Here is a 24,659-nt window from a genome sequence, read left to right as displayed (position 1 = left end):
CTACGGTTGGGGCTTCGCACGCACAATCAAGCGATGCGAGTAGACACCGATTGGCACACAGGTGATCAAAGTAACCGTTTCTTCAGCGGTTGGGTCCATCACCCACGTTTGGTCGGGGGTCACGGTACGAATCTCAGTCACTTGGTAGCGCCGCTCTGCGCCATCGACAGTTAATAGCAAGCTATCGCCGACAACTGCGTTGGGTAGCTGACTGAAGATAATACCACGATAGCCGACATGCCCTGCTAGTACTATATTCCCAGCCGTTGTTGGAAAGCCAGCCACTGGCCAATAATGCGCCGCTGCGTCAGTTGGCACATCCCAAGTGCCAAGCGAAAAGCCAGCTTCGATAATTGGGCTATCAAGGTCAATTCGCGGCATCGTGATACGGGTTGGACGCAAGGCTTGCCAAGCAGCTTCTGCATTATTAACTTTGCGCTTGGCCCACTCAGGCGCAGTATTGGTCGCATCCAAATATTGGCGGCCCAAATGGCCCAACGACACTTGATAGGCCGCTGGCAACTCTGGATGATATTCAAAGCGCGTTCGCTCAAAATATTGCACCGTATAAATCTGGCCATCTTGCTGGTTGCGCTCTAAAAATTCTTCCGATAGCGGATAGCCAAAGGTTTGCAAGCCACCGTTGCGCTCCCAATACTGGCGAAATAGCCCGCCCAAGGTGTGTTTTGATTCGGGGAAGAAGATTTGGCCTGGGTAGGCGGCCTCGCTGCGCGGTTTGAAGGCTGGCTGATCAGCAGAATCTTCGGCAGCCCAGCGCCCAAGATGGCCAGCAAGTGTCCAGCCAATCGTTGCATGCCACTCTAAACGTGCTCGCTCAAAGTATTGCACTGGACGGCCAGCCTCAACAAACACTTCGGTAATCGGATAGCCAAAGATCGCCAAGCCGCCGTTACGCTCCCAAAACAGCCGAAAATTGTAGGCTAAAGTGTGGCCAGTTTCTGTGAAGTAGCGCGGCTGGCCCGCAGCAGTTTCAGCTGAGCCTGCGCTGACTGTCAGCGCCAACAAGCCAACGATCAAGAGATAAATTCGTAATCGGCGCAACATAGGCTTATTCCTATCCGACTAAACGCGCTTCAGGGCCAGCACCATTAACGATTGTCCACTGGACAGCATCCAACTCGCAGAGCCGCGCTTCGACTTCAGGCGCATCTTTGGCTTCGCAAATCACATGCACATTCGGGCCAGCATCAATCGTCCAGTAACTTTGCAAATTATCTTGCACCCGCCAACGCTGCACTGCCTGCATCACCGCCAAGGTGCCAGGCAACCAATACATTGTTGCTGGTTGGGCGGTCATGGCAATCACGTGCATCGACATGGCATCTGCTTCCGAGGCTTGGCCCAAACGCTGAATATCGCGCTCAAGAATGCCTTGGCGCACATCGGCCAAGCGTTGCTCAATGCCTTCCAAACGCACAGGGAAATAGGGGCTGGTGGTGGCAACACTATGGCCGCTGGTTGAAGCAACATGTTTGGCTTCAGTGCTAATCACAGCCACAATATCAACTAAATTCCAGTGTTCTGGTGGCGCAATTTGGGCTGCATACGAGCCAGCATGCGTGCCATCATCAAACCATTCGACAAAGCCAGCAGGAATCGAACGGCAGGCCGAGCCAGAGCCAGAAAGCCGCGTTAGGCGTGATAATTCTGCTTCATCAAGCTCTAAGCGAAAAGCCGCAGCCGCAGCCCTAGTCAAGGCAGCAAAAGCAGCAGCCGATGAGGCAATCCCAGCATCAGAAGGGAAATTATTGCGCGAGCGCACTTCGACCCGCTCAGTAATCCCCGCCAATTGGCGCAAACGCTCAATCTGTTGGATGACGCGCTCAAATTGGCGACCTTTGGCCTGAACTTCCTCGCCACCGCTCAAGGCGAGCCAAACGCTATCTTCCACGGCTTCGGGTAAACATTGTACGGTTGTCTCGGTTAGACAGCCATCAAGATTCATGGAGATCGAGCCATTGGTTGGAAGAGTCAGATGCGCGTCGCGCTGGCCCCAATACTTGATAAACGCAATGTTGGCACAAGCCACTGCCGTTGCCGCATGCGAAAGCTGTTTCATACCATTCCTCACGTACAAATAAACAAATTCAGTAGCTCTATTGTAGCAGATCAGCAGGCCAATTTAGGCTGGCGTACACACCACACAGCCTTGCGCATGCAGATGTTGGGCTGGCAGCCAACGCTGGCATTGGGTGCAGCAACCACTCAATTTAATTGGCTTATCACTCGTAGTAGGCAATTGGGCAAGGCCAAGCGCGGCTCGTAATTCGTCATAATCTCGCGCCGCAATCAACACCGCTCGATCAACCCGTTCACCACTAAATTCGAGGGTCAAGACCATTCCCGCCAACAAATTATGCCGCTCTGGAATATTTTCCAAGGCTTTGGCATCGATCACCAATGGTCGCCAATCATTGTGATCAGCAATTGCCATCACGTCGAGGGTCACTGTATCACCGCCAAAAAAACCGCCATAATTGTGAACTTCGCTGACTTCAAAAAGCTCAGACATCGTTGTCCTCTACTAAACTAGGTGTACAGATAAATCACGTTCATTTTGGCCCGCTCCCCTCACCCCCAACCCCTCTCCCTTCGGACGGGCGAGAGGCGTTTGGTTCGATGGATACACCAAGAATCGCGCTAGAACCATAGTCTTTCGGTGTTTGGCTCCCCTCTCCCGCGTTTTAGTGGGAGAGGGGTTGGGGTGAGGGCACTAAACGTTGCTGCTCAGCACCGCTTCGATGCTATAGGCTTGTACCAACTGCGAGATATGACGCAAGCTCAATGGCGCAACTGGCACGGCCCGCACATGCGTTTGGACTGCATCATAGGTTGCTTGGCTGACCAAAATTTGGTTGGGCAAAGCAGCGCTACACAGGCGGGCAGCCAAATTCATATCTGGGCCAATCGCGGTGTAGTTCATCATTTGGGCTGAACCAATGTTGCCCACGACCACCTCGCCCGTGGCAATCCCAATGCCAATTGCCACCGCTGGCAAGCCTTGGCTCTGCCATTCGTCCATCAATTGATTATGCCGCGTTTGCATCAACAAGGCAGTTTGGACGGCCAATAATGGGTGTTGCTCATAGGGCAAGGGTGCGCCAAAAAAGGCCACAATTTCATCGCCGACGAATTTATCGACCGTGCCGCCAGCATTGCGAATAATCGTGGTCATCGCTGAAAGATGTTCGTTGAGCATGCGCGCCACCACATCGGCGGGCAGTTGCTCGGAAACCGTGGTAAAGCCACGCATATCCGAAAAAAGCATCGATAATTGTTGGCGATGCACATTCATATAATCATTGCCAGGCGTGCGCAACATCAAATCGACCACATCGGGGCTAACATAGCGCGCAAACGTTTCGCGAATATGGCGTTGTTGGCGGTCTTCAAACAGCGCCGTATCCATTTGCGAGGCAATTGCGTTCAACATTTTAACTTCGTGAATGCTAAACCCACGCATGCCCGGTGGATTGGCCCCACCAAACACGCCAATAATTTGATTTTTCAAAATCAAGGGCACGCCAATATACGAGCCAATCGTTTGATCGATCTGTTCGCGGCGCACCATTTTGCCTTGATCAACCGTGTTGCGTGCCAAATCGCGCAATACCTGCGAAACTTGCGAGCTTGGGTCGGCCAAATCGTCGTGCGAAGCGGCGCGAAATTCTAGCTCATGTTCCTCGGCAGTATAGAGCATAATAAAGCTCCACGTTGCGCCAATCGTCTCGGAGAGCAGGCCCAAGGCCGCACCTAAGCCTTGGTCAAAATCTGGCGTGGCATCGATCAACCGATCCAAGCGATAGATCGTTTCAAGCTCACGGTTGCGCGATTGCACCTGTTGGAACAAACGCAGCCCAGCCATGGCCGAATCAATTTGTGAACACATCGCATCGATCAAACGCCGATCATCAACCGACCAATGATGATCTTCAGAACCAAGCACCAACACGCCGAGCCGATCGCCCTTGACCGAGAGCGAACGCACAATAATTTCCGCATCGCCCTCCTGCAAACTCGTCGTTTCGCCGCCAGCCAAGGCATTGGTTAAGGCCAACATCAAACCTGCTGCGTTATTTGGTCGCCAGCGTTCAATCGTAATATTTTGGGCTGGGCAATCTTCCAAATCGAGGGTGATTAATTGGAGCAAATCGGGCTGAAGCACGCCACGAATAATCGTTGCGCAGCCATTTAAAAAGGTTTCGGTCGAATCGGTTGTGTCGCGGAGAGCATCGAGATCGTAAATCGCCCGTAGCTCTCGATGGCATAACGAGAGTTCATGCTTTAATTGTTCGGGCATACGCGCAGCACCTCCTTGAGCCGGCAAAACGCTGATTAACAGCGTCAGTATAGCATGAACTCTGCGTGGCCGAATAGCACAAAAAAAGGCCGACAGCGCCACACTGCCAGCCCTTAACCAAGGTTTTGGATTCAGTTTTAGCCAATATCCCACACCAACTCGCCGCTCAGCACGCGGGCAATTTGGTCGGGAAAGGTTTTGACCGAAATTGGCTTGGCGATAAAGCCATCGAAGCCAGAAACGCGTGCCCGTTCGGCCTCGTCGCGTGAGCCATTGGCGGTCATAGCGACAACTTTGGTGCGCTTGAGTTCAGGCAAGGCCCGCAGTTTTTGAAACACAATATGGCCGTTTTCGCGGGGAATCCGAATATCAAGCAAAATTAAATCAAGAAAGCTCAGAATGGGATTTTGGCGCACCTGCGGCGAGTTGAGCCAGCTAAAGAAAGCATCGCCGGAAGGTCGCGCATTGCAGTAGGCAACCCCAATCTGCTCGCGCAGAATCCGTAACGTCAAATTCATACTATCAACGTTATCTTCGATTACCATCACTTTCGCACGGCTGGCAACGACGATAGGCGAAGCGCTCGGTCGAACAACCGGATACATGGACTTGCTCCAAAACGAATACAATAACCGTTTCTACGCAGCAGCCGTCGATGCATGGCTGGTTAGTATTCGTTATACTGCTCGATATAAGTCATCCTAGAGAGTAGTCCTTTTGGGTCATCGAGCTTGTACCCAAGGTACTGTTGTAGTGTACCTGAATTTTGACGCTTAAATATCAACTTTGGGTTAAGAAAATTGGGCTTAAATTTAGTCAATCTTCATCTAAAGCTACGAGCCTTTGTAGCAAACCCAACCGCACTGGATGCTGGCCCTTGCGTGCGATGGCGGCTGCAACTTGGTTGGAATGAATCGCACGCAAAGCCATTGCCTGATTTGTTTTGCTAGTGTACCGTAAGGCTAGCAGCTGGCGCATCGACTGTTAACCCGATTCCAGCGCCAAATAACCTGCCATCGTTCACAAGGAGTCGCTCGCGTCTATGCCAGAACCACGATCATTTGGCCAACAATTGCGTGAATATCGCCACCAACGCCAACTAACCCAAGCTGCTTTGGCCGAGGAAGTTGGCTGCGCGGTCGAGAGTATTCGCAAGATGGAAGCTAATCGCCAGCGGCCATCACGCAGTTTGGCTGCCCGTTTAGCCACAATTTTGCACTTATCCAGCGAACAAACTCAGCTCTTTTGCGCCCAAGCGCGTCTAGTTGGCACGGCTGAAGCCAAACAAACGCCAAGCGGATTGCCCTTAACCGCCAGCAAATTAATCAATCGCCAAAGCGAAGTTGCAACCCTGCACCAATATCTCAACGCTGAGCATATTCGCATGATCACGTTGACTGGGCCTGGCGGCGTGGGTAAAACTCGCTTGGCCTTGCAGATTGCCCAACAAAGCTCGAAGTATTTTCCTGATGGGGTCTATTTTGTCGATTTGGCTCAAGCAACCAGCGTCGCCGAGCTTGGTTTAGCGCTGAGCCAAGCGCTCAATTTGCCAAGTAGCAAATATAGTTGGCAACGCCAAATTCAGCTCCATTTTCAGCATGCGCGCATCTTGTTGATTCTCGATAATCTTGAGCAATTGTTGAGTGCCACCGCAGTCTTGCGCTGGTTGCTCGATCACACTACCGGCCTCAAATTATTGTTGACCAGTCGCGCCTTGTTGCATTGCGCTGGCGAATATGCACTGCCACTTGCACCGTTGCGTTTGCCGACATCCAGTGCCACGCTCAGCGAACTCAAAACCAATCCAGCGGTGCAATTATTTGTACAACGCGCCCAAACCTTGAACCCGCAATTTAGCCTAACTAGCGCCAACGCCGAGGCGATCAAGCACATTTGTTGGCAGGTCGATGGCTTGCCCTTGGCCTTGGAATTGGCGGCAGCCCGCACGCGCTTGCTCACGCCAGAAGCCTTATTGGCCTATTTACAACCGCCCTTGGCCCTGTTGACAACCAACGATCCAACTGCACCAGCCCGCCACCAAAGCATGCACAACGCGATTAATTGGAGCTACCAACAAATTTCGCCGCAACAACAGCAACTGCTGCGCCAATTGGCAATTTTTCAGGCTGGCTGTACGCTTGATGCCATTCAGGCAATCGTGCCCAATTCGCAACAGCTTGATCTGCTCGATCAATTGGCGGGGTTAATTGATCATAGTTTGTTGGCGATGCAAGCTGAACCAGAACAACCACAGCGTTTTCGCATGCTCAGCTTAATTCAGGAATTCGCAGCCCAAGAATTAAGCGACCATGGCGAATTAAGCACACTTGCCCAACGCCATCTTAAATATTATGTCATGTATTACGAATCGCTAAGCGAGCAAGTGTTGGAGCAGCGCCACGCGCTTTTGGCCGAGCGCGAGAATATGCGGGCAGCAATTAATTGGGCTATTCGCACGCAAAACTGGCTAGCAGCCAGCAGCTGTATCGTGCCCTTGGCCGAATTTTGGTATCGTTATGGAACGAGCGAAGAATTGCAAAGCTGGCTCGATTGGCTAAGCACCCAGCCGCTCACGCCAAGCATGCATGCTCGTTGCAGCGAAATGCAGGGCTATATCGCAGCCTTTTTGCAAAGCCAATATCGCGCTGGCCAAGCCTGGTATCAACAAGCGTTGGCCCAACGCCAAGCTTTACAACAACCAGCAGCAATTGCTGAAAATCTGGCAAAATTGGGCGAAATTACGATGGAGCAAGGCCATTATACCCAAGCGCTTGAGCATTATCGCAGTGCTTGTAGCCTCTACGAGCAGCTTGGCGATCAGGAGGCGGTGTTTGCCATGCACGATTGCCAAGCGATGGTGTTGGTGCGCCAAAGTCAATTCAGCCTTGCGCAACAGCTTTTGCAGCAAAGCTTGGCTTATTGGCAGCAACAGCAGATTTTGCCGAGCCTCGCATTTAGCCTGAATTATTTGGGCGTGATCGCGCTCTATCAAAGCAACTTCGCCAAAGCCCAAACAGCCCATGAACAAGCGTTGGCAATTTGGCGCAGCCTTGATGATCAACGTGGCATCGCTTCGGCCTTGAATGCACTCACACCAGTGTTGGTGCAGCAAGGCCAAACCAGCGCCGCACTCGCCGCAATCAAAGCCAGCCTCCAAATTCGCTGGAGCTTGCACGATTATGATGGCTTGGCATGGAATTTGGAACGCTTTGGTGAATTATTAAGCATGCAAGGTCAGGCCGAATTGGCAATTCAATGTTGGAGCAAAGCCCAGCAATTGCGCACTGAATTGGCCTTGCCGTTGTTTGAGGCTGAGCAACAACGCTTACAGCCAACTATCGCCCATTGTCAGCAACAACTAAGCTCGGCTCAATGGCAACAAATCTGGTTCGATAGTCAAAATCTCGGCTTGGCAAGCGTTGTTGAAACCCTTTTAGCTCAGGCTTAATGCTTAAATTTATTTAAAAATACCCCGCTTTTGCCCCGCTTTTTATCCTTCAGTTGGCTCGTGGCGTTTGGTCTAATACAGCTGCTAGTCAACGAAGGAGGCCATACGCAGCGCAAACCGAGGCCAATAGAGAGTGGCACAATCTAGTACGGGGTACACGATGAAAGTTTATAAACCAATGCTCAAACTCATTGTCGCGTTTTTGGTCTTTTTACCGCTCGTCACCAGCGCAGCCAGTAGCACCGAACAGTTCAACCAGCCAATTAGCAATTCGAGCATGTTTAGCTGGTATAGCAACTCAAGCACGGCGACCGGCACAGCCAACCTTAGCGATAGCCAAGCCCAAGATGGCAAAATTTTGCGGCTTTCGATTGGCGCGAACCAAGGTGCGTATCCAGGCCAAGGCTCGAACTTGGTTTCACGCCAAATGTATCATTATGGCACTTACGAAGGCCGCATGAAAACTGCCAACTGCGCCAGCGACGAAGGCGTAATCAACGGCTTTTTTACCTATTTCAATGATGGCAGCGATAGCAATGGCAATGGCTTGCCTGATAATAGCGAAATTGATATTGAATGGCTGTGTGCCGAGCCACAATCAATTTTGATTACGATTTGGACTGATTACAACGACCCAACCGCGATCAGTCGACGGGTCTATCGCAAGATCAATGTGGCAACTGGCACGGTTGAATATACCCGCTATGCCACAACGTTCGGCGGAAGTTACACCGATTTATCAAATAGCCAAGGTGAAAATCAGCCCACCACGGTTCAGGCGATTCCAGGCTACAACTCGGCCACCGCGTTCTACGAATATGGTTTCAATTGGACGGCCAGCAATGTGACCTTGTGGGTTGTTAATCCCAACAATGGTCAAAAAATTGTGCTCTGGGATTATCGCGGGCCAAGCGCACGGATTCCGCAAAATCCAGCGGCCTTTATGGTCAACTTGTGGCATCACCCCAACTGGACTCCAGAATGCTGCACAAACGCCACCAACCCACCACGGGCCACCCGTTCGCTTGATGTCGATTGGTTGCGCTTCACGCCCCAAGGCGACATTCCAAGTGATACGGTTGCACCAAGCGCGCCAAGCAACCTACAATCAACCAGCAAAACCCATAACAGCGTGAATTTGAGTTGGAATGCTGCAACCGATAATGTTGGCGTGGTTGGCTACGATATTTATCAAAATGGCGGCAGCAATCCAGTAGCCAGCAGCAGCAGCACCAATATCACGATCAATGGGTTGAATCCCAGCACCGCCTATAGCTTTGCGGTCAAGGCCCGTGATGCGGCGGGCAATCGCTCGGCCAACAGCAACAACCTCAGCGTCACTACCAACAACCCACCGACGAGCGGCAACGGCTTGCAAGCCACCTTTGTCAAAACCTCGGATTGGGGCAATGGCTACGTTGGGGTGTATCGCATCACCAACAATGGCAGCAGCGCGGTCGATGGTTGGACGCTCAGCTTTGATTTGCCAAGCAATGCCACGATTGCTAGCTGGTGGGATGCGACCCAAGCCAAGAATGGCAACCGCTACACCGCTGGCAACTTAGGCTGGAACCAGCGGATCGAGATTGGCCAAACCCGCGAATTTGGCTTTAGTGGCAGTTATAGCGGGGCATGGGTCAATCCCAGCAATTGTATTGTCAATGGCCAAAGCTGTAGCGGCGGCACAACCAGCCAAAATCTGGCACTTGGACGACCAGTCCAAGTTTCTTCAGCAGAAACCAGCGCGCTAGGCGGAGCAAACGCCACCGACGGCAATAGCAACACGCGCTGGGCCAGCAGCTACAGCGATCCGCAATGGATTCAAGTTGATTTGGGCAGCAGCAAAAGCCTCAGCAAAATCGTATTGAATTGGGAAGCAGCCTATGCTCGCGCCTATCAAGTGCAAGTTTCCGATGATGCCAGCACATGGCGCACGCTGAGCACAGTCAGCAATGGCGATGGCGGCACAGATACGCTGAATGTCAGCGGCAACGGGCGCTACCTGCGGGTGTATGCGACCCAACGCGCCACCGAATGGGGCTACTCGCTGTGGGAAATCGCCGCCTACAACTAAGGATCAATAATTCAGCCAACCCCCTCGTTCTGATTGAATGAGGGGGTTCTGCCTTTTAAAAAGCGCAGTTATCCTTCCTTTTTAAAAGCCAAGCGTGCCATAAATTCGTGGAAGCTTCAGCTTCATATCGACGCTAGAATGGCGAGTTACGAGGCAATACTCGCCACTTGCTGGGGCTTGCAGCAGGGTCATTGGCCTAGGTAGACTAAGCAATAATTCGTGCAAGGAGATTTTAGGCTATGAGCACACAAAAACGACCACTTTCAACCAGCGAACAGCGCATTATGCAGCTTCTGATTCAAGGTCAGACCAATAAAGCGATTGCCATGGCCTTAAATTTAACCACTGGCAGCGTTGAAACCAGCTTACACCGAATTTATGTCAAATTAGGAGTGGAAAATCGGGTGCGGGCCGCCTTAGTCTACCTCCAATTAGCCAATGCCGGCCAGCCATTGCCAGCGCACGAAAATGGTTCGCGTATATGAATCCTGTTAGATTTAGCTAGCAATTACTAGATTAATCACGCAAACTGGGGGTACAATACTGCTAGCATAACGCTGACCAACAACATTTCAGCGTGTTTAGCATGTGATGGAGTACTCATGGAAGCCACCGTTGGTCAAACCAGCCCTGCCCAAACAACCAGAGAAATAGCATTTTCGGTGCTCGATTTAGCCACCGTTTTCGAAGGCAGCACGCCTGCTGATGCGTTTAAAAATAGTTTAGGGCTAGCACAACATGCAGAGCAGCTCAATTTTAAACGCTTTTGGCTGGCCGAGCATCATAATATGGCCAATGTTGCCAGCGCTGCCACTGCCGTGGTGATTGGTCATGTGGCCGCAGGCACCAAGCGCATTCGGGTTGGTTCTGGCGGGGTGATGTTGCCCAATCACTCGCCATTGGTGATTGCTGAACAATTTGGCACGCTTGAATCGATCTATCCAGGCCGCATCGACTTAGGTTTAGGCCGAGCGCCAGGCACCGATGGCCGCACCGCTATGGCGTTGCGCCGCGATATGATGGCTAGCGCCGAGCGTTTTCCCGATGATGTGCGCGAATTGCAAGCGTATTTTGCCGAGCCTAGCCCAGGCCAATATTTGCGGGCAATTCCCGGGGCGGGCTTGCATGTGCCATTGTGGTTGCTTGGTTCAAGCACGTTTAGCGCGCAGTTGGCGGCCAAATTAGGCTTACCCTTTGCCTTCGCAGCCCATTTTGCCCCAACCCATTTGTTTGATGCCTTGCAGTTGTATCACCAGCACTTTCAGCCATCGGCCCAGCTTGCCAAGCCCTATAGCATGGTTGCAATCAACGTGATTGGCGCGGAAACCGATGCAGAAGCCCAATATTTGTTTACCAGCATCCAACAAGCCTTTTTAGATATTCAGCGTGGCACGCCGCGGCCAATTCCGGCTCCAACCAATGATCCAGCCAAACGCCAAGCGCTGGATTTTGCCTTTGCGCAAAGCCCAATGTTGGCCTACACCGCAATTGGCACGGTTGATACCTTGGAGCAACGACTTAGCCAGATTATCAAAGAAACTGCTGCCGACGAAATTATGGTCAGCGCCAATATTTACGACCAAGCAGCGCGCAAGCGTTCATTTGAAATCGTCGCCGCCGCCCGCGATCGGATCAACGCCAAACGCCTAGCCCACTAAACAAGCCTTCAGCAGCACGGTTAATGACTAATAACCGTGCTGTTTTGCGTTTGCAATCTCCATCGAACGAATGATTGTTCAATTGGCTAAGCGCGGTTATAATCGTGGCGTTGATTGGGCTGATGAGAGCAGCCTAACCCCTCAACATAGCGTCATAATGCCTACGCTTACTCTCACGCAAACCAATTCTATTGAATTGCAATCAAGCTGGTTGTAGGCAGCACTATTTTAAGTCTGAGAAAGGGAACTTCGATGAGCAACTGGTGGAAACTGCGCAGTCTTGGTTGTATAGTCAGTTTAGGTTTGGCAATTGGCTTGGCTCCGCAAGCATCGCTGGCCGATGGCGTTGTGTATGTTGTGCCGGGCGGCGCTGGCAACCAAACAGGCAGCGATTGGGCCAATGCCAAGGATCTCCAAGCAGCCATCCAAAGCACAGCCGCTGGCACCGAAATTTGGGTTAAACAAGGCATTTATCGGCCAACCACTGGGGCAGATCGGACAGTTGCCTTTACCCTCACTAATGGGCTAAACCTTTTTGGCGGCTTCGCTGGCACTGAAACCAACCGCCAACAGCGCAACCCACTGCAATATCCCAGCATTTTGAGTGGCGATTTGCTTGGCAACGACGCTGGTGCAGCCAATGATACCAACCCAACCAGGAGCGATAATAGCTACCATGTTATGTATTGTGTATCAAATTCTGAGCCAATTTTAATCGATGGATTTGTGATTCGTGGCGGTCAAGCAACAAACCAAATGTTTCCACGCAATATGGGCGGTGGAATCCTCGCAGATCAGTGTAATTTAACGATTTTAAATACTCGGATCTACAACAATGCTGCATTGTTTGGCGGCGGGATTTTGAATTTCAATAGCACACTCATGCTTGGTCAAAGCATTGTTGCTGGCAACTGGGCACTGAGCACAGGTGGCGGGCTTGAAAACCAACAAAATGGAATTGTTAACTTACGATCAACCACATTTGTTGGCAATATTTCGCAGCAAAATACCGTGAGCGCCATTGCCAATGCTGGTGGCACGCTGAATCTGCATAATAGCATCGTTTGGGGCAATAACGGCATCGCGCCAATCAACGGCTCAAATAATAATCTCAATCTTACGGTGAGTTATTCGATTGTGCAGGGTGGCTTTGTTGGAACTGGCAATAGCAGCAATGATCCCCAGTTTGTTGATGCTGATGGCGCTGATAATCTGATTGGCACGCTTGACGATAATGTGCAATTGCAAGCCAATTCAGCTGCTCGCAATGCTGGCAATAATAGCTTGCTGCCAACCGACCAAACAGACCTTGACGGCGATGGCGATATTGCGGAAACAATCCCATTAACCATCGATTATTTGCCACGGATTAACGAAGGGTTGGTTGATATGGGGCCATACGAATACCAAGGCAACGAACCAACAATCACGCCAACGCCAAGTATTACGCCCAGCCCAACCGCAACGGCGACCGCTACAGCAACCCAAACCCCGACGGCTACGGTTATGCCAAGCGAAACCCCAAGTCCAACAGCTACGGCAACGGTTGTGCCTCAAAACAGCGTTTATCTACCAGCGGTAACTCGCTAAGCTTCAAGGCGGCTGCTTTCTCCAAAGCAGCCGCTTTTTCGCGTAAGCCAGCCCAAACCTGTATAATAGGCCCAAGCCTAGCTTAGCAGGGAGATCGCGATGATCGCATCGGTACGGGGTGTTGTGCAATTTATTGGGCTGGATCAGGTAATCATTGACGTGCATGGCGTGGGTTTGGCGATTGCTGTGCCGCGCACGGTTTTAGCGACGATTGGCGCTGTCGGTGATAGTGCCCAACTCTATACACACTTGCATGTGCGCGAAGATATGCTGGCCTTATTTGGCTTTAACTCGCCAGCCCAACGGGCCTTATTCGAGTTATTGCTTGGCGTAAGTGGCATCGGACCCAAGGTTGCATTGGCGCTGCTTTCCGCCGCCAGCCCCGAAGAATTGCAACAGGCGATTGCCCGCGAAGATACAATCATGCTCTCAAAAGTGCCAGGCATTGGCAAAAAAACCGCTGCTCGTTTAGTGCTTGAACTAAAGGGCAAATTTGGCGTAAGCACAATTAGCCATCAACTCAGCACCAACCCAGGCTTGCTCGCGATCAATACCGAATTGATCGATATTTTGACCAGCCTTGGCTATAGCAGCACTGAGGCCCAAGCAGCGCTCAATGCCCTGCCAGCAGATGCGCCCGCCGACACCGAAGAACGCCTCCGCTTGGCCCTGCAATATTTTGGCGGCGTGTAAAAATTAGCGGTGGAGTGTGCAATAACATCCACCGCCAAACCCAACTATTGAATTTTGCGAATTTCCTGCACCGCATCATCTTCAAGCGAGATAATTCGTACAGCAACTCGTTTACCATTATTGAGATGCTGGGGATTAATTGAATTGCCGATAACTTTTGCAAAGACTATTTTTTTATTGTCTAGTCGCACATCCCAAATTTGTTTATTAACGCGACCAACAATCGTTCCAGAGACAGTCTGATTAACTTGAAGTGGCTTTTCGGGCTTTCTAGGTACAACTAAGCGGCGATTGATCACCCGTAGCGGAGTTGGCAAGACTGGCCGCAAACGATATTCGTTGACCGTTTCGTCATAGGCGCGAACAGGATCACCAACAACCCAGGTTTCACTAACCTTCCGTTCAATCTCTAAATAGCGCACAACCTCAGCCCATGGCCGTGGCTCTGTTTGTTCAAATCGCGCTGTATCCCATTCGAGCATCGCTAGTAATTGCTGAATCCGTGGGATCAGGTTAAATTCGCTAACCCCACGCGCTTGCTCGCCACTCTGTTGCAGAATATACTCACAAAACGCTTGACGTTTAGCTAGCAATTCCTCATCAACAAGGTCTAGTTCAGCGCGCAGCCAATTGCTATTAGGTTGGTTAAACAACCGACTATATCGTACTTGGCGGTCGGTTATAGCAATTTGATAGTTAATCGCTATCGAGCCAAAACCATAGGGCTTGCCCATACCCAGTTTTAGGCGATAGTGAGGGCTTGCTGCCAACTCCAGCACATAAATCAAGGCTCCTAATTCCACATCGCTGAGATTTTCAAAAGTAACGTGAAATTGGAATTCGACCCCGGCTTTAACTGGCCGCAGCTGGGTGCTCTGGGTTGAATCAGCGCTTGCCTCAGGATCATGGCGCTCAGCAGCGTTAAATCGGCCATGATGCCAGTATTGTTTATGCCCGCGAATCGTTGTGTCGGTGCGATCATCGCCATAATGGCGCAACGATTTAAGCTCGGTTGCCTCTTGGGTCAAATAATGCTGGAAGGTTGTCGGTTTTGGCGATGCTAAAATCGGCGGAGTCGTCTCAGTATCCCATAATTGACTCTCAGCGATTTCTTGATCAACCAGTTTGGCATCACTAAAACGCAGACGGCTAGCATAACTCGTAATATGAGGAGTATCGTCGGTGGCTTCACGATGCACAAAACCAAACATAGCTTCTGTCAAATCAACCAGTGGCGCATCAGCACCACCAGTTCGTAAGTGCAGTGGAATCAAATCATACGGGCTATTGGTATAGGGCAAACGAAACATTCCAGCCCGCCCAAAAAAGCTGACTTGCTGCGGTTTATAGGGATCAACAATAAAGAAAATCGGGTCACCGTTAGCAAGTTGGCCCTTGCGTTCGCGAAAGCCATTGCGTTGGGGAAATGCCTGAGTTTGCCATTGGCTCAATTGATCTTCATCATGAAACCGTTGTAATTGTTCATTCTCTATCCGAAATGTCTGTTGTGGTATTTGCTGAATCAAGACATATTCATGCTTTTTCCCAGGCACATCACCAGTAATCACCAAGGTTGCAGGTAGCCAACCATCGCCCTGCCGTTCACTAAGACTCATTTCAGCAATTTTATGGTTATTCCGCGGCTTGACCCAAATTTTTTGGTATTGATGGCGCTCGTTGGGAAGTTTGGTACGGCGATAGTTGGTATAGCGTTGCCGAATATGCTGCTCTAAAATGCTAATTGGAATTTTATAAAACGTTGTTTCTTCGATCACGCCACCATCACGCTGCAAACGCAAAAAACCAGCTCGAATCTGATTGGTCATGCGCTTACGGTAGTGTTCGCCAAGATTGGTCTTATCGACGCTGCGGAAAAATAAGTTCTTGCGCGTCACTAAATCGATTTTGCTATGGCTCACAATTTCCACTAAGCTACGCAATAAGCCGCGTAAACTGCTGCCAGGAATGATCGCCCGTTGGCCTGGTGAAGCAAAAAAATCGGGTTTATTTTTGGTTGGGGTCGTCCGAGCTTCATTTGATTGCTGTTGCAACTCAACTTCTTTGATTGAGGCTTCAAATTCAGCCTCTGTTAACCCACAACGCACATAGAGCGGAGTCTCCGTTTTGAGGGTACAGCTAATTGTGCCCGTATGCCGATCAGCAAAATATTGATCATGGCGCACTAGATATTGAGCTTCGGCTGGCTGTGGCTCAGCTTTTACAATAACCCGCTGGCTTAGCGGAACTTGTTCAGCAGGCACAGCTTTTTCAGGCAGCGGGATAAAATTATAGGGCGCAAACGCCTCCCGTTGTGGCGCAAAATCATTCAAATGCTCAGGCACGCTCGCCATGGTAGACCTCCTCGGCAAATAATTCGACTAAACGACTTGCCCGAACATAGGCGGCTCCGGTTCGCGAATCAAAATCTAAAATATGCCGCACCACTAAACGAGCAGGTCGGTGGTCGGGGTCTTGAGGCGCAACTTTTCCAAAAAAGCGTTGTTTAGGTTCAAATACCAAGGGCAGCGTATGGGGCATGGCTTGAATCCCATCAGTTAATGTAGTAAAGCCCTTAAATATTGTTGATGGCTCACCCTTAGTTCCCCACAGGATTTGCGGCTCATCAATATATTCTTGCGGATCAGATGGATCGGTTATCAGGGCGGCGTGCCAGCTACCGCCATTATTCCAAAGTAATACTTCAGCTTTAGGGCCAAAAATTCGACATTGTTGCAAGGTTTCTAAGCTCAGTTTTTGAGGCTCACAGCCCAAATGGAGCACTCCATCGTCAAATTTGCCCCAAATCACACAATCAAGGCTATGGGCTAGCATCCATTGACATTGATAGGCTTGAGCTTGGGTTTGCAACCATAGTATTAGATTAATAGTTGGCTCAATTGCGATTGTTTGCAACATTTAAACCCCCCTCAATACATCAACATACATTTGTAATCTGTCAGCACTCGGCGAATCAATGGTTAATTGGCCCTCAACTTGGTGAAAATGATAAGCCTCATTGCCAATCCAGAGCTTAAATGAGCGACCCGCCAATACGCCACGGCCAATGCTTTGCTCGCCACCAACCGTCAAATCGCCGAGCCAAAGATCTTTGATGACCAACAAAAGCAAGCCAATATCGTGATCAGTAGCCTTATTGATTGTGAGATCGAGCGTAATTTGGGTTTCTTGCAAGCCCCAGACTGGTTGTTCAGCCAACAAGGCACTAGGGTATGGGCCACCAGTAAAGCGATCGACGGCGATTCGGGTTTGAATATAGTCGGTGCTCGCTTGTTTGATTAAACTATCGTGAATCCGCACCCGACTCATTTGCGCCTTGCTATTACGCGCTTGGTCGTCGGTTGCTACATAGCCAAATAATTCTTTAATCAGATCATCGGGCGCTGTTGGTTGTTGGGCCTGATTTTTGAGGGTTGCTAAAATCTTCGCCGCTCGATGGCGCATAATTCCAGCCCAGCTCGTGCCTGGAATAACTGGGTAGCGCGAGCCATCGGCTAAGCGCGTTTCAAGGTAGGTGTCATCAGGAGCATAGGGGTTGCTCCTTGCCGAGCGAATCAGCAACGATTGTTCAAGCCCAAATTCAACTTGGATTTGGCATTGGCTGGGGGGCAAGCGATCGAGCTTAAGGCCCAAGCCTTCGCCAATATTTGGCCCAGCATAGGAGGGAACTGGCGGCTGCTCACGATCAAACAACAACCATTGCAACATTTGATCAGGCTCAGTTAAGCGATAATGCCAAATCTGCCAATTGGTTACTTGGCAGAGGCCTAAACCGCGTTGTTTGCGCATGCCCAAGGCAATTTGGCCAGCCTCTAAGCCATACAATGCTTGGGCAAGCAATTTAAGTCGCTTTTGATTATACTCGGTTGATTCTTGCCACTTAGGAAATTTGGCCTGCTGATCGAAGGGCACTTCATGCAGCAACTCAAAATACAAATCGAAACATGTGCCAGCAGGCAGCAACTCAAGATCGTATTTGGCTCCATCACTAGCAGTACGCGTAGTGCCATCAATCTGCACCCCATCACGCACCATCGATAAGACAATCGTGGTACTAATTGCATCGCTCACCAACAACGCACTTTGATCGCCCGTGCTATCGTCACTATCTAAGCGATCGCCAAATAAGGCCCGTTCATCGGCAAAGTTCTTTAAATAGGCGCGAAGTGCTCCTGCAATTGAACTCCCTGGAATTAACGCTCGTGCCTCAACTAAATCGCGCAACAAGGCCATATCGGTTGGAAGATCACTAGCGCCATTGCTGATCAGGGTTGGTGCTTGCAACTCAAGCCGCCCATGGATAAGCGTTCGAGCAATGATATAGCGTGTTTCACGCTCTTGATAGAGTAATTGCGCATTGGCAGGCACAGCAAAATCAAAAGCCATCTCAACCTCGCTTTTTCAATAATGGCTGTTTGCGAGCCATCGTTACAATCGCAATAATCAAGCGAGCATGGTATTCCACGGCCAGTTGTGGGGTTAGCTGCAAAAGCTGATCGCCAAACTGTAAGGGTGGAATCTGCCACAGCGTTAACAGCTCTGCTTGCTTGGTTTTGAGCAAGGTCTCCAACGATTGATTATTCGACAAACTGGTTGCCCGCAGATGCTGACGCGCAATTTGGGCGGTTTGGTTTACCTTGGCATGCAGGGCATCAAGCAGAACTTCGACAGAGACCTCAGTTGTTTGGTTAATTGCCAAAGCTTGAATTTCCGCCAGTAATTCACGACACCACAATTCGACGCGCCCAAATAAGCTATTACGTGAGTTTAATTGCTGCTTGATTTGATACGTGCCAATCATGTCAATCAAGGCTTGATCAAGCCGCTGGCGCAACAAGCGATCGCCCATCTGTTGCAACAGCTTGGCCGCCTCAGCAGCAAAAAGCGTAGTTGGTTGCTTAATTGCCGGTTGGAGCAATAATGAAGGCTTTGGCTCGCGTAAAGAATCGGTGGCAGTCAGCTTAATCACATGGTTCTGTAAATTATCAGCAAAGCTAATCCGGCCAAAGCCTTCATTGCGGCGTTCGCCAATACCGTGCTCGATTAGGGTTGGCCAATCAGCCCGCGCCTGCTCCCACACCAAGACACTGCCAGCCGCCAAAGCCGAAGTTTGGGGCAGTGGCAAGCCCCAAGTGCGGTTAAAACCGCCCAGCACGGTATAGCGTAGTTTTGATTTTGCAAGGTTAAGTCGCCCTTGGTGCAGGCCAAAGCTAGCCGCCAAAGCAGCTGGCGCAAATTCAGGGGCAGTTGGCTCAACCCCAATTCGCGCATATTGCCCATACTGATCGCGAATAATTGCATCGCTCAAAAGGGTCATTGTTACAGTTTCGCTAGTCGGCAGTTGGCTTGCTGGCTCATATGGCCATTCTTGCCAATCTGTGGCATGATTTTCACGACCAAAAAGTTCAACTCGCTCAATCAGCACCGCACCATAACCAGCGCTCCGTGCTTTGCCCAACCACAGCTGTGAGTTTTCTAGTAATAATTGTTGGAAGCAATCGAGGCTAGCTTCATCACCAAGAATAATTGCCCGAAAGCGCTGATTTGGCGCAATTGCGACATAACGATACACCGCCCCGCTGCCCCGCAAACTCCGCCCTTTGGCTCGATTGCGGGTGGTATGAATATTCAAATGGCGAACTGTATCGAAAATATGTTGTGACCCAAGCCATTCATATTTAGGTTCTTTGGCCTTTTCCTCATCTGAGCTGGAAACCTGCTTGGTTGCTGGTTTGAGCTTCTGAATCGTTGGGAGCATGCGCGTTTCGTCTACGGGATCAACCGGGTAGGCATGGAGAAAACGCACCTGATTACTAAAGAATAAATGTTGAGCTGGCTGTTCTCGTGGGTCAAGTTGCCGTTCAGAGCCTTGGCGTTGCAGATAACGGCTGATGATCGCACCACGTAACACGCCGCCAGGAATATAGCCAAAACTATTAGCGCTGTTCGGATCGCCATCAAGCGCACTGACTAAAACTGGCTGCTTGGTCACTATATCAATTATCAAAGGATTCATGCAGGTTTCTCCGTAAATTGATGCAACCTTAGCGGATTCAATGGGCTGCCCTGCTGATCAAACAAACGGCACTGAACTTCGCCACGACCACGGTTACGACTTGTGCCAAGATGACGCAACGCATAACAGCCAGCTACCAGCACTGCTTCTTGGGCTGAGGTTAAGGTTGGGCAGGTAATCATGCTAATAAAAGGAGTAGTCCGCAGAATCACGCGCATCGCCCGTAAACTATGTGCATCGGCAATGCCAACATCATCAATCGCTGTTTGGCGGCGAACGCCGGTTAGGCTCGCTAGAATTTCATGGGGCTTGAGCTGAGCCTGTTGGGCTACGACGCGAACGGCATCGGGCAATAAAGCATCGCCTACCTGCAATAAACCTGAGGCTGCGGTTGTACTCCCGCCAACACCAAACAGTGTATCGCATTCAGCTTTTAAAGCAGTGCCATAAGGATGTACAGCAATTAAGTTTTCGCATTCTTCGCGCCATAAACCCTTTAAGCTGCGCCCCCGTAAATAGGGCAAACCAAGGCTGTCTTGTTCAACTTCAACATCAACCAATCCAGCAATGCCATCGCCACGCCCAAAGGTTGCATCACTTTTCAATTCAATTTTAAGATAATACAGGCTCATGCTATACCCCCTGTACTTCAGCCAATGGCGGATAATGCTCCATCAGTTCAATTACATCAAAATAGAGGGCAAGCTGTTTGGGCAATGTTCCTGCTTCAATCACATCATCAGTTGCCCAAGCATCCTGATGTTGCACGCCAGCAAATTGGGTTAACGTGAGCGGTTCACGCAAATTGGCTTGCCAATGCTCAGTCGCTTGTTTGCCTTGACGATTAACATCTTGAAAGGCAATTAATTTATTGCGCCGTTCCAGCCAAGGACGGTTAAAGTTCTGAATTGCTCGCTTAACATTCGCCCATGTTCGCCACGTTTGGGAAGTCTGCTCAAGCATTACTGGCCGCAAAGTTAATGTTTCGCTCGCATTCAAAGCATATTCAACCTGACGTAATTCCGCTAAGGTGTGAATACGCCCACTTGGAGCAATTTGCCAATCCAAAGCACTTTGTTTTTTACCAGTCAATCTGCTGCTCAAATCTTTGGCCGATTTACACAATTCTTCAGCCAGATCATAAGCGCGGGCAAATGGATAATGGGTGCGAAAAATCGTAATTCCGGCACAAGCACTTAGTTCATTAGGAAACGATGTTGTTTCTTCAGGGAATTTTCGTTTCAATTTTTCGATTAATTCCCTGCTCTGCTCAGTAAATTGTGCTAATAACACTTCCGTCACATGAAAAGCTACGCGAGCATCGCACACAAAGGTAATATCATCACCACCATAGACTAATGGGCGCAGCGGAAAAAATGGGTTGCCCGTATCTGGATCACGCTCTAAATGATGGGTTAATTCTTTGAATGCTGGATTTACGATGTTTTGACCAAAAAAATCTACGGTTGCATTCATTGCCGCAGCACCCAACGTATTAATTAGTTCTGAAACTTGACGATAAAATTGAATATAGTGTTTATTTGAGGTACTAATGTATGCTAACATTCGTACCAGATTGCCAATCCCATTACCATCAGCATGAACCACCGCTAGATAACTATATTTACCAGTTGTTCGGCCAAAATCATCAAAATCGCGTGGGATACTGTACTTTTGATTAATTTTCTCAAACGCGTTTATTTGTTGTAATAGATCGTTCATTGCCAGATCGATTTGAGCGCTCGTTTTCGAGGCAACCTTGGTTTTAGCCACAATCTCACGCGAGATCGGATAATCACCTGGATCACGCGGAACACCAACAACCTGATTGCGTTGCAGGGTTGCCACAAGCCCCGTTGATCGGCAGGCAGCTGTTACACCCAAGCCAAGAGTCGCGGGTATCGTGGTATAGCTATTCTGGGCTTGATTAACATCAGAATGAGCCTGATTGATATAGATTTTAATATCATGCTGATCAGGGTCATAGGCAAATTGAGCAGACATCCCAATCGCAAAGCGTAAACCTGCGGCCTCTCGGAGCACCCGCAAACTATATTGGCGTACCCATAGTTTGGCCTGCTTCATGGAATAGAATAGGATGCAGGCATTACCACCACCAGCAAAAATTACCTCAGCCTCAGTTTCAGACGGATCAATCCAGCCTTCGAGGCCATTGTCGGGGCAACTCGTAGCACGTTTCACCAAATAGGAAGCCCCAATATTCTCACGCAGACGGTTACTACTAAAAATATAATCCTGAATTCCACCAATCTTGATATATACAACGACTGCTTCTGGTTGGGTCATACCAATACCCTTTCTACTATCGGCAAGCAATCTTCAACGCTAAATGGGATAATGAAAAGAAACACAGTGCAGCAATTAATCAGCTTTTTTGATTGGCACAATCTTACAGTTATAAAGGAGCATTTGTAAAGAGTAATCTTTCATGTTTAGCCCATGAGTCAGCTACAATGTAGGCCATGCAGGTAGCTGCATAATAGGACTCCTACGCATGATTCTCGTTAGGATGGCCGTAAGCTCGCGCTGGCATACTAAGGTCAAATCCTTCCTCCTCACACACACTCTTCTCTCCTTCAAGCGGCCCAACTGGGCCGTTTGGAGTTTTAGCCCAGTGAACTACCAGGCCCACAAGGGGTGTAGCTTCTGCTTTCAACGACGGTTACCAGCGTTTCGCTGGATTTACACCATCTCCAGCAGCGTTTTGACTTTCCGTCGTCCCAACGGCAAGCAGGCGTATTCCTTCATGCACAATGTTGATCGCGGCGTTGACATCGCGATCATGGGTCGTGCCACAAGTGGGGCATGTCCACATGCGGTCCGCCAGCTTCAAGGCAGTCTTGGAATGACAGACGTGGCACGTTTTCGATGAGGCGTAGAACCGCCCAACCTTAACGACCCGCCGTCCGCACCATTCGGCTTTTTCCTGCAATCGTTGCATGAAGGTACTGAGGGCGGCATCACTGAATGATTTGGCCAGCTTGGTTCTCGCAAGGCCTTTAATATTCAAATCTTCAATGCACACCACGTCGAATCGTTGAACCATCCCCAACGCATGTTTATGTAGCCAATCGGCGCGTTGGTTGCTGATTTTCTGGTGAATTTTGGCAACCCGCTTACGGGCTTTAGCGCGGTTGTGGCTACCCTTTTGCGCGCGTGCGAGCTTGCGCTGAGCGCGGGCAAGTTTCTTGTGGCTTCGGCGGTAGAACTTGGGTGGCGCAGTTTTCTCACCCGTTGACAGCGTGGTGAAGGATTCAAGCCCAACATCAATCCCCACAGGCCGATCAGCCGTTGGTTGAATATCAGGGAGGTTGATATGACAGATGAAAATGACCCACCACGCGCCCGTTGCGTCTTGTTTGATGGTTGCACCCTTCGCTATGCCTTGCAAGGGGCGATGAATAATTGCCTGCATATGCCCGATTTTTGGCACGCTGATCATGCGATCAGCAACCACGGTCACACCTTGTGGAAAGCGGAGGCTATGCGGGGTGATTTTACGCGCTTTGAAACGCGGATACTTGGCCCGTTTGGCGAAAAAGTTGCTGAAGGCCGTTTCTAAATCCATCAGCGCTTGTTGCAACGGTTACGAATGGCACTCACGCAAAAAAGCCGTTTTGGGCTGACGTTTTAGATCGACCAAGGCAGCCGCCAGTTGCGAGTAACGCAGCCGTTGACCCGTTGTTTGGTAGTGGGTTTGCTTGCAGTGCAGCGCCCAATTCCAGATGAAGCATCGGCAACCTGCCCACTGCACCAAGGTTTCGACGTGGCCAGGTGTGGGTTGCAGACGGTATGTGTAACAACGGGTCAGCGTTCGCATCATCAGGCTTCCTTTTGGTTGGCACTATCCATGGCAATGGTTTGGGCGGAAACCGTTCCCGCCGAACCGACAACCATCTGTCCAAAGCCCAAGACCCCAACAATGGCGGCGTTTCAGCGTTAGGAATGTGCGAAACCCATCCACGACAAGGGTACTTTTCAACATCTTCCCAATCACCATGAGCGCGGTTGTGGGCGGTGCTGAAAGAAATCCATGAGTGTGATGGCAATGTATCCTTTGAGCACGCAATGCCGATAGTTGGTGACAAAAGTTGCTACCGCAACTATAGTTCTTTATTTTGTATCTTTATTGTATATCAATGTTACTATTTTATCAATATGTATAGACTATAAAGATATAAATTAGTGTAATTCAATCGATGCTGCTATAGTACAGAAAGGAATGGATTAAATGCAGGTATCGACTATGCCAATCGAATGCAACGTGCGCGTACTTCTTGCAGAACGGAACCTTGAACGTGCTAAAAAAGGATTGTCTTCCATCAGTGTTCGTGAATTAGCCCGTGAAACACATATCACGCATAGCGCCTTAGTGAAACTTGTTAATGGGAAAAGCACGCGAATCGATTTTGAAACCATCGATCGATTAATGGAATTCTTTGACACGGAGGATGTCAATCAGATTTTGATGCGTAAGTTAAAGACTGAGTGAAAAAAAAGCTAGGCGGTGCTGTAACACTCCTAGCGCGGCTCCACCGAACGAAGCAAGGCAGAGCGACCGCTATTATCGCGGATAATAGCCATTTTTTTGACTGCATCGAATAGAGTACGTAGTCAAAAAAACCGAACCACGGTTGATTGCTCTTCACGAGGGAGCCTGCCATTACGCTCTTTAATTGCTCTTCGTCAGAACTGGCACGCATGCATGCCGCGCGGGGAACCCAACATCAGTATGTCACCATTTCGCCGTAGCGGCTGATGCGGGACAATAGCGATCCAACGCGATGGGTGGCGGAGGCCCATACCATTGCCCAATCGCG

20 protein-coding genes are annotated in these 24,659 nt (G+C 49.9%); 7 read left to right on the top strand and 13 right to left on the bottom strand.

Annotation, left to right across the window (positions count from 1 at the left end; translation table 11 throughout):
• The 5 genes from JOD20_RS16770 to JOD20_RS16750 all read right to left on the bottom strand — a co-directional run bounded on the left by JOD20_RS16770 (position 1) and on the right by JOD20_RS16750 (position 4,926).
• Positions 1–1,065 (bottom strand): sortase, encoded by a 1,065-nt coding sequence (locus tag JOD20_RS16770; RefSeq protein ID WP_204756371.1) that lies wholly within the window; start codon positions 1,063–1,065, stop codon positions 1–3.
• Between the two features lie 10 nt (positions 1,066–1,075).
• Positions 1,076–2,080, bottom strand: a complete 1,005-nt coding sequence (mvaD, locus tag JOD20_RS16765; RefSeq protein ID WP_204756370.1) for a diphosphomevalonate decarboxylase — start codon at positions 2,078–2,080, stop codon at positions 1,076–1,078.
• 63 nt (positions 2,081–2,143) lie between these two features.
• A complete protein-coding gene (locus JOD20_RS16760; RefSeq protein WP_204756369.1) occupies positions 2,144–2,533 on the bottom strand; it encodes a hypothetical protein in 390 nt (129 codons plus the stop codon).
• Positions 2,534–2,734: 201 nt separating this feature from the next.
• Positions 2,735–4,321: an adenylate/guanylate cyclase domain-containing protein gene (locus tag JOD20_RS16755; RefSeq protein ID WP_204756368.1), complete on the bottom strand. Its 1,587-nt coding sequence runs from the start codon at positions 4,319–4,321 to the stop codon at positions 2,735–2,737.
• A 137-nt stretch (positions 4,322–4,458) separates the two neighbouring features.
• Positions 4,459–4,926, bottom strand: a complete 468-nt coding sequence (locus tag JOD20_RS16750) for a response regulator (protein WP_204756367.1) — start codon at positions 4,924–4,926, stop codon at positions 4,459–4,461.
• Between the two features lie 437 nt (positions 4,927–5,363).
• On the opposite strand from JOD20_RS16750, the gene JOD20_RS16745 reads away from it, so the two are divergent.
• The 6 genes from JOD20_RS16745 to ruvA all read left to right on the top strand — a co-directional run bounded on the left by JOD20_RS16745 (position 5,364) and on the right by ruvA (position 13,784).
• Positions 5,364–7,769: an ATP-binding protein gene (locus JOD20_RS16745; protein ID WP_204756366.1), complete on the top strand. Its 2,406-nt coding sequence runs from the start codon at positions 5,364–5,366 to the stop codon at positions 7,767–7,769.
• Positions 7,770–7,929: 160 nt separating this feature from the next.
• Entirely contained in the window at positions 7,930–9,843 is a 1,914-nt protein-coding gene (locus JOD20_RS16740; protein ID WP_204756365.1) for a cellulose binding domain-containing protein, read from the top strand.
• Between the two features lie 239 nt (positions 9,844–10,082).
• A complete protein-coding gene (locus tag JOD20_RS16735; RefSeq protein ID WP_204756364.1) occupies positions 10,083–10,328 on the top strand; it encodes a response regulator transcription factor in 246 nt (81 codons plus the stop codon).
• Positions 10,329–10,445: 117 nt separating this feature from the next.
• Entirely contained in the window at positions 10,446–11,501 is a 1,056-nt protein-coding gene (locus JOD20_RS16730; protein WP_204756363.1) for an LLM class flavin-dependent oxidoreductase, read from the top strand.
• Between the two features lie 252 nt (positions 11,502–11,753).
• Positions 11,754–13,091 (top strand): hypothetical protein, encoded by a 1,338-nt coding sequence (locus JOD20_RS16725; protein ID WP_204756362.1) that lies wholly within the window; start codon positions 11,754–11,756, stop codon positions 13,089–13,091.
• 99 nt (positions 13,092–13,190) lie between these two features.
• Positions 13,191–13,784, top strand: a complete 594-nt coding sequence (gene ruvA, locus JOD20_RS16720; RefSeq protein WP_110520070.1) for a Holliday junction branch migration protein RuvA — start codon at positions 13,191–13,193, stop codon at positions 13,782–13,784.
• A gap of 44 nt (positions 13,785–13,828) precedes the next feature.
• Here the strand turns inward: ruvA and JOD20_RS16715 are convergent, their stop codons facing one another.
• The 8 genes from JOD20_RS16715 to JOD20_RS26465 all read right to left on the bottom strand — a co-directional run bounded on the left by JOD20_RS16715 (position 13,829) and on the right by JOD20_RS26465 (position 23,659).
• On the bottom strand, positions 13,829–16,135 hold the full coding sequence (locus JOD20_RS16715; RefSeq protein WP_204756361.1) for a TIGR03986 family type III CRISPR-associated RAMP protein: 2,307 nt from the start codon (positions 16,133–16,135) through the stop codon (positions 13,829–13,831).
• On the bottom strand, positions 16,119–16,700 hold the full coding sequence (gene csx19 / locus JOD20_RS16710; RefSeq protein ID WP_204756360.1) for a type III-D CRISPR-associated protein Csx19: 582 nt from the start codon (positions 16,698–16,700) through the stop codon (positions 16,119–16,121). Before csx19 ends, JOD20_RS16715 begins: the two co-directional genes overlap by 17 nt.
• Positions 16,701–18,188, bottom strand: a complete 1,488-nt coding sequence (locus JOD20_RS16705; RefSeq protein ID WP_204756359.1) for an RAMP superfamily CRISPR-associated protein — start codon at positions 18,186–18,188, stop codon at positions 16,701–16,703. It lies immediately after the preceding gene.
• 1 nt (position 18,189) lies between these two features.
• The gene (locus JOD20_RS16700) at positions 18,190–19,818 is read right to left on the bottom strand and encodes a hypothetical protein (RefSeq protein ID WP_204756358.1); all 1,629 of its coding nucleotides are present in this window, start codon (positions 19,816–19,818) and stop codon (positions 18,190–18,192) included.
• A complete protein-coding gene (locus JOD20_RS16695; RefSeq protein ID WP_204756357.1) occupies positions 19,815–20,450 on the bottom strand; it encodes an RAMP superfamily CRISPR-associated protein in 636 nt (211 codons plus the stop codon). The genes JOD20_RS16700 and JOD20_RS16695 overlap by 4 nt, the downstream gene beginning before the upstream one ends.
• A 1-nt stretch (position 20,451) precedes the next feature.
• The gene (locus JOD20_RS16690; RefSeq protein WP_204756356.1) at positions 20,452–22,125 is read right to left on the bottom strand and encodes a Cas10/Cmr2 second palm domain-containing protein; all 1,674 of its coding nucleotides are present in this window, start codon (positions 22,123–22,125) and stop codon (positions 20,452–20,454) included.
• Positions 22,126–22,501: 376 nt separating this feature from the next.
• Entirely contained in the window at positions 22,502–23,422 is a 921-nt protein-coding gene (locus tag JOD20_RS16685) for an RNA-guided endonuclease InsQ/TnpB family protein (protein WP_239583903.1), read from the bottom strand.
• Positions 23,423–23,425: 3 nt separating this feature from the next.
• The gene (locus tag JOD20_RS26465; RefSeq protein ID WP_239583906.1) at positions 23,426–23,659 is read right to left on the bottom strand and encodes a helix-turn-helix domain-containing protein; all 234 of its coding nucleotides are present in this window, start codon (positions 23,657–23,659) and stop codon (positions 23,426–23,428) included.
• A gap of 411 nt (positions 23,660–24,070) precedes the next feature.
• On the opposite strand from JOD20_RS26465, the gene JOD20_RS16680 reads away from it, so the two are divergent.
• Entirely contained in the window at positions 24,071–24,331 is a 261-nt protein-coding gene (locus JOD20_RS16680) for a helix-turn-helix domain-containing protein (RefSeq protein WP_204756355.1), read from the top strand.
• Positions 24,332–24,659 lie beyond the last annotated feature (328 nt).

It is taken from the genome of Herpetosiphon giganteus (genome assembly GCF_016907925.1).
Taxonomy (GTDB): domain Bacteria; phylum Chloroflexota; class Chloroflexia; order Chloroflexales; family Herpetosiphonaceae; genus Herpetosiphon; species Herpetosiphon giganteus.
This window is presented reverse-complemented; position numbering and strand designations above follow the sequence as displayed.

Coding starts and splice junctions, on each gene's coding strand:
- JOD20_RS16770 (WP_204756371.1), bottom strand. CDS start 1,065: ATGTTGCGCCGATTACGAATTTATCTCTTGATCGTTGGCTTGTTGGCG.
- mvaD (WP_204756370.1), bottom strand. CDS start 2,080: ATGAAACAGCTTTCGCATGCGGCAACGGCAGTGGCTTGTGCCAACATT.
- JOD20_RS16760 (WP_204756369.1), bottom strand. CDS start 2,533: ATGTCTGAGCTTTTTGAAGTCAGCGAAGTTCACAATTATGGCGGTTTT.
- JOD20_RS16755 (WP_204756368.1), bottom strand. CDS start 4,321: ATGCCCGAACAATTAAAGCATGAACTCTCGTTATGCCATCGAGAGCTA.
- JOD20_RS16750 (WP_204756367.1), bottom strand. CDS start 4,926: ATGTATCCGGTTGTTCGACCGAGCGCTTCGCCTATCGTCGTTGCCAGC.
- JOD20_RS16745 (WP_204756366.1), top strand. CDS start 5,364: ATGCCAGAACCACGATCATTTGGCCAACAATTGCGTGAATATCGCCAC.
- JOD20_RS16740 (WP_204756365.1), top strand. CDS start 7,930: ATGAAAGTTTATAAACCAATGCTCAAACTCATTGTCGCGTTTTTGGTC.
- JOD20_RS16735 (WP_204756364.1), top strand. CDS start 10,083: ATGAGCACACAAAAACGACCACTTTCAACCAGCGAACAGCGCATTATG.
- JOD20_RS16730 (WP_204756363.1), top strand. CDS start 10,446: ATGGAAGCCACCGTTGGTCAAACCAGCCCTGCCCAAACAACCAGAGAA.
- JOD20_RS16725 (WP_204756362.1), top strand. CDS start 11,754: ATGAGCAACTGGTGGAAACTGCGCAGTCTTGGTTGTATAGTCAGTTTA.
- ruvA (WP_110520070.1), top strand. CDS start 13,191: ATGATCGCATCGGTACGGGGTGTTGTGCAATTTATTGGGCTGGATCAG.
- JOD20_RS16715 (WP_204756361.1), bottom strand. CDS start 16,135: ATGGCGAGCGTGCCTGAGCATTTGAATGATTTTGCGCCACAACGGGAG.
- csx19 (WP_204756360.1), bottom strand. CDS start 16,700: ATGTTGCAAACAATCGCAATTGAGCCAACTATTAATCTAATACTATGG.
- JOD20_RS16705 (WP_204756359.1), bottom strand. CDS start 18,188: ATGGCTTTTGATTTTGCTGTGCCTGCCAATGCGCAATTACTCTATCAA.
- JOD20_RS16700 (WP_204756358.1), bottom strand. CDS start 19,818: ATGAATCCTTTGATAATTGATATAGTGACCAAGCAGCCAGTTTTAGTC.
- JOD20_RS16695 (WP_204756357.1), bottom strand. CDS start 20,450: ATGAGCCTGTATTATCTTAAAATTGAATTGAAAAGTGATGCAACCTTT.
- JOD20_RS16690 (WP_204756356.1), bottom strand. CDS start 22,125: ATGACCCAACCAGAAGCAGTCGTTGTATATATCAAGATTGGTGGAATT.
- JOD20_RS26465 (WP_239583906.1), bottom strand. CDS start 23,659: ATGCGAACGCTGACCCGTTGTTACACATACCGTCTGCAACCCACACCT.
- JOD20_RS16680 (WP_204756355.1), top strand. CDS start 24,071: ATGCAGGTATCGACTATGCCAATCGAATGCAACGTGCGCGTACTTCTT.